Annotated in this window: 1 protein-coding gene; it reads left to right on the top strand. The window is 43.9% G+C overall.

What is annotated here, in order from left to right; genetic code table 11:
• Positions 1–348 precede the first annotated feature (348 nt).
• Entirely contained in the window at positions 349–5820 is a 5472-nt protein-coding gene (locus QUA03_RS27985) for an AAA family ATPase (protein WP_333216870.1), read from the top strand.
• The last annotated feature ends 537 nt before the right edge of the window (positions 5821–6357 follow it).

The following is a 6357-nucleotide window of genomic DNA, read 5'->3' as shown; positions in this document are numbered from 1 at the left end:
CTCTACCATAGGACTGGCAATGCTTTTGGGGTGTGTTACTGCTTATACTACCACGAGAGTGACAAAAGAGGGTTAAGTACCTGATTAGCGTCTTAAGTTCCTCTGCCATGAACTGCGATCGTTCAATCAGCCTTAGCCAATCCATTTTCTACTTAGTCTCAACTCAAGTATTAACAGCTCTTACATAAAATATTAAGTCGGGTTTTTAAAATCCCTCTTTGATAATTTGAACTCCCCAATATGTTAAGAAAAATGTAATTAATGAATAGCAAGGCAGATAGAGGGACAATAGTAAATATCAACTATAAGAAGCTTCAGCCTTGACAGAAGCAGTAGGAATACGTAGATATGGCTAGCATAAAAAATCTTTTTCTAGGATATCACATTAACGAGCAAATTTACGCAGGCACTCGAACTCTAGTTTATCGCGGCCTTCGGTGTTCAAATGGGCAGCCAGTAGTGATCAAACTGCTGCGAAATGACTTTCCCCGCTTCCACGAACTGGTTCACTTCCGCAACCAATACGTCATTGCTAAAAACTTAGAGATCCCTGGCAGTGTCAAGGCATACAGCCTGGAGACATACCATAATCACTATGCTCTGGTGATGGAAGACTTTGGGGGAATTTCCTTATGTAGCTACCTCGCTCGTCTAGCATCCGAGAGCAACGAACCCCTAGAAGGCTTGCCCGTTAGCGAGTTTCTGCCTATTGCGATTCAAATTGCCAACTCCCTCGACGGACTATATCGCCACCACGTCATCCATAAAGACCTCAAACCGGCCAACATTCTCATTAACCCCAGCAGCAAACAAGTCAAGCTGATTGACTTCAGCATCGCTTCCCTACTGCCTCGCGAAACCCAAGAAATTCAAAATCCCAACGTGCTTGAAGGCACTTTACCCTACATATCTCCCGAACAAACTGGGCGGATGAACCGAGGTATTGATTACCGCACAGATTTCTACTCGCTGGGAGTCACATTCTACGAATTACTAACAGGAAAGTTACCCTTCCAAGCGGATGACGCAATGGATTTGGTACACTGCCACCTCGCCAAACAGCCCCTCCCAGCCTCAAGTGTAAACCAGAGCGTTCCATTGGTGCTGTCTGAGATTGTCGGCAAACTGATGGCAAAGAATGCTGAAGCTCGCTATCAAAGCGCCCTAGGACTAAAGTTTGATTTGGAAACTTGTTTATTCCAGTGGAAAGAAACAGGGAGGCTAACTAACTTTAAAATAGGGGAGCGAGATTTGTGCGATCGCTTCATCATCCCAGAAAAATTATACGGTAGAGAAACCGAAGTATTCTCCCTGCTATCGGCCTTCGAGCGAGTGAGTGCCGGCAGCACCGAAATGATACTCGTTGCCGGTTTCTCCGGCATTGGTAAAACTGCTGTTGTCAACGAAGTTCACAAACCAATTGTGAGACAGCGTGGCTACTTCATCAAAGGCAAATTCGACCAATTTGCGCGCAGCCAGCCCTTCTCAGCTTTTGTACAAGCTTTTCGCGATTTAATGGGACAATTGCTCTCGGAAAGCGATGCTAAAGTTGAGGAGTGGAAGACTCAAATCCTGGCAGCATTGGGCGAAAATGCTCAGGTAATCGTTGAGGTAATTCCCGAACTAGAGCGGATTATTGGCTCGCCACCCCCGGCACCAGAACTCCTCGCCAGTGCTGCCCAAAATCGCTTCAATCGGTTATTCGAGAACTTCATCTCTATCTTCGCCACTAAAGAACATCCCCTCGTTATTTTCTTAGACGACTTGCAATGGGTAGACTCAGCCTCATTGAAGTTGATTCAACTCCTGACGAGCGATCGCGATCGGCGCTATCTCTTTTTAATTGGAGCGTATCGAGATAACGAAGTTTTTCCCGCACACCCTTTGATGGTGACATTAGCCAACATTCAAACAAGCGGATCTACGGTAAACACCATTACTCTAGATCCGCTTGAGCGCTTCCATTTGAATTGTCTGATTGCCGATACCTTAGCTTGTTCTACAGCGTTGGCTCAGCCTTTGACAGAACTCGTTTATCAGAAAACCCAAGGCAATCCATTTTTTAGCACACAATTTATCAAATCTTTGCATGAAGATGGGATAATTGAATTTAATTTTGAAGCTAGGTATTGGCAGTGCGATATTGCTAGAGTCCGAACCTTGACACTAACGGATGATGTACTAGAATTTATGGCACTTCAGTTGCGAAAGTTGCCAGCCCGGACACAGGAAGTTTTAAAGTTAGCTGCTTGTATTGGCAATCAGTTCGATTTGGCTACATTAGCAATTGTTGATGAGAATCCACCAACAGAAACAGCAACAGGTTTGTGGAAAGCATTGCAAGAAGGGTTGATTTTACCAGTTAGCGATGTTTATAAATTTTATCAAGAATGTGGTAACAGTTTATCAACATCAATCACTGGAGAAGAATCCGAGCAATCACCAGTTAACAATGACCAATTAGTTAAATACAAATTTTTCCACGATCGCGTCCAACAAGCAGCCTATTCCCTCATTCCTGAAGACGAAAAGCGCTCTACTCACTTAAAAATCGGTCAACTGCTGTTAAAGAATACGCCCGAAGCCGATCGAGAAGAAAGAATGTTTGATATTGTCAACCACTTGAATGTGGGAGTAAATCTAATTACCCACGAGCTAGATAGGGAGCAATTAGCAGGATTGAATCTGGTTGCTGGAAAAAAAGCTAAAGCTGCTACTGCCTATTCTGCTGCGGTTGAATATTTAAATATTGGCACAGAATTACTGGCAGTAAATAGTTGGGATAATCAATACGAACTAACATTAGCGCTGCATACCGAAGCAGCAGAAGCGGCATATCTAAGCGGTGACTTTGACCGGATGGAGACATTAGCATCACTTGTGGAAAGCTGCGCCAAAACGCTACTGGACAAAGTGAAGGTATATGAAGTACAGATAGAAGCTTATATGGCGCAAAATAAGCTACAGGAAGCCCTGAATACAGGGTTGCCAGTCTTACAGCAGTTGGGGGTAGAGTTTCCCTCCGAGCCAAATTTCTCTGATATTGGACAGGCACTAGGAGAAACCGCGTCAATTTTGAGCGGAAAGGGAACTGAGGACTTAATTGATCTTCCTCTGATGACAGATCCTCAACAACTAGCAACTATAACGATTCTGTCAAGCCTATTTACTCCTGCCTACATAGGGCTGCCACCACTCGCGCCTTTGGTAGTTTGCAAACAGGTCAATTTATCTGTCCAATATGGCAATGCTTCTTTGTCTCCCTATGCTTTTGCCATATATAGTTATCTTCTCTGTGGCATGGGAGATATTGAGAGGGGCTATCAATTAGGTGAACTTGCTTTACGTCTAGTGTCAAAGTTGAATGCCAAAGAAATCCAAGCGAAGACATCCGCAATGGTTCATTCTAGTATTCAAATTTGGAAAGAACACCTCAGAAATACCTTACAACCTTTGCTGTCAGATTATTTTTGTGGGCTGGAAACCGGAGAGTTAGAATTTGCTGGTTATGCTATCTTTCAATACAGTTATTACTCGTATTTTATTGGTAAGCAACTAACGCAACTCGAACGAGAGATAGCAAGCTACGCAGATGCCGTTAGTAAAATTCACCAAGAAGCAGCACTTTCTTATCTAAAAATTTGTTGGCAAGCCGTTTTTAACTTAATAGGAATATCACCATATCCCTGCCATTTAAAGGGAGAAGCCTATGAGGAAGAGATAATGTTACAACTGTATCAGCGAACCAATAACTACCTGGGAATTCATTACTTATACTTGCACAAACTTGTGCTTTGTTATTTGTTTGAACATTACCCAGAGGCCTTGAAAAATATGGCTCAAATAGAAACTTATTTGAGCGCAGCTTCAGGGCAGATAACTGTTGCCATATTTTATTTCTACGATTCTCTAGTGAGATTGGCGGTGTATTCTGATACTCCAGAGTCAGAACAACAGGAACTTCTCGATCGAGTACAAGCTAATCAAGAAAAAATGCAAAAATGGGCACATCATGCCCCCATGAATCATCTGCATAAATTCTATCTAGTAGAGGCAGAACGGCATCGGGTTTTAAACCAAAAAATAGAAGCGCTTGAGATGTACGACAAGGCGATCGCACTCGCCAAAGAAAACGAATACCTCAACGAGGAAGCTCTAGCTCACGAACTCGCTGCTAAATTCTATTTAGAATGGGGGAAAGAAAAAATCGCCAAACCCTATTTAATTGATGCTTACTATGCTTACGCTCGTTGGGGAGCAAAAGCAAAGATTGACCATCTAGAACAGCGTTATCCCCAATTGCTTGCTGTGATCCTGCAACAGGAGCGAACTCGCCAGAATCCGAGCGAAACAATTCACACCTCCACCGATAGTGAATCATCCGTATCTAACACGAATAGAACAATTATCGGTAGCACCAGCAGTTGGGGCTTAGTAGATTTGCCGACAGTAATCAAAGCTTCTCAAGCTCTATCGAGCGAAATTAAACTCGATCAATTGCTCACTACCCTCATGCAAGTGGTGGTAAAGAATGCCGGAGCACAAACCGGAGCATTAATTTTGAAGGAAGAGGGAAACTGGAGGATAAACGTCCACTGCACCAACCGTCAAGACTGCCTTCTGCAATCAATGCCGGTTGAGGAGAGCGAAGTAATTCCTCTGACCCTGATCAACTACGTCAAACGTACAAAAGAAACCCTGATTTTTGATGATGCTAGCAATCAACCAAGATTTGCATCTGACCCCTACATAATCCACCACCAACCTCAAAGCCTGCTGTGCACTCCGATCAGCGAGCGAGGGAAAATGATGGGGATTTTGTATTTGGAAAATAATTTAGCAACAGGGGTATTCACGGGCGATCGCGTCGCCATCCTCAATATCCTGTGCTCCCAAGCAGCAATTTCCTTACAAAACGCCCGACTGTATCAACAATCTCAGGAATATGCCCAAAAACTAGAGCTTTATCTTCAGGATCTCAAACAGATGCAGTTGCAATTGGTACAGGGTGAGAAAATGTCGGCTCTGGGAAATTTAGTCGCTGGTGTAGCCCACGAAATTAACAATCCCGTAGGCTTTATCGCTGGCAATTTGCAACCTGCTCAAGAATACGTGGGGGATTTATTCAATTTGATTGATCTCTATCAAGAAAAATTTCCCAATCCGGGAGTGGAAATTGAAGCAGAAATAGAGGATATGGACTTGGAGTATTTGCGAGAAGATTTGCCCAAATTGATTGGCTCGATGCAGGAGGGAGTCGATCGCATCCGCAATATCAGTACGAGTCTGAGAACGTTTTCCAGGGCAGATAGCGATCGACCAGTTGCTTTCAATATTCACGATGGACTTGAAAGCACTCTGCTAATTCTCAAGCACCGTTTAAAAGCCAGCGAGTTCCGCCCTGCCATTGAAGTTGTGAAAGACTATGGTAACTTACCCCTCATAAAATGCTTTCCGGGACAGTTAAACCAGGTATTTATGAATGTGCTGGCGAATGCTATTGACGCTCTGGAGGAGTCAAATAAGGAACGCAGTTTTAATGAAATCAAAGCTCTACCTAATCAAATCATGGTTCAAACTGCTCTGAGCGAATCCAACAATCAGGTTTTGATTCGGATTAAGGATAATGGAGTGGGGATGTCAGCCGAAGTCAAGGAAAACATCTTTAACCACTTATTCACCACCAAGTCTGTAGGTCAAGGAACTGGATTAGGATTGTCGATAGCCCACCAAATTGTTGTGGAAAAACATGGAGGTACATTAGTGGTGAATTCTTCCCTCGGTCAGGGTTCGGAGTTTGTGATTTCTATTCCGGTGTGATCCTTTCGTAGTAGGGCTTGAGGGCAATTAGTGCCGCCTCGCAATTACAGGCCACGTTATTAGAAGAAACCGGAAACTGGGCACGGGGAACGAGCAACAGGCTAGGGGTTTTCGTGGTAGGAACTAGCGACTATGGACTAGGGAAACAAAGAATCTAGACTAATTCCCCCATCCTTCGCCCGCACCTTATTAGTGATGGAGACAGCGGTTTGCAACCGCCCGCTTTACCAACTCTCTTCCCTTTTTCTGTGCCCGGTTTTGAGTTAAGAGTTCCCTGGAGATTTTCAGCCTCTACCTTACCGAAATGAAAGCAGCTATCATGCTACTGAGATTGTGGAGTTGAGTTTCATAATATGATACGCAGCGCGCACCCTACGTTAATAAGGTGCGCGCTTGACGCTTGACGCTGAGATGTACGGAGAGGGTGGGATTTGAACCCACGTTAGAGTTACCCCTAAAGTAGATTTCGAGTCTGCCTATTCAAGAGCGCTACCCCTTGCACTATAAGATGTGTACGAATCTCGACTCAAATAAATT

Origin of the sequence: Microcoleus sp. S36b_A4, assembly GCF_036700645.1 — a bacterium.
GTDB lineage: Bacteria > Cyanobacteriota > Cyanobacteriia > Cyanobacteriales > Microcoleaceae > Microcoleus.
This window is presented reverse-complemented; position numbering and strand designations above follow the sequence as displayed.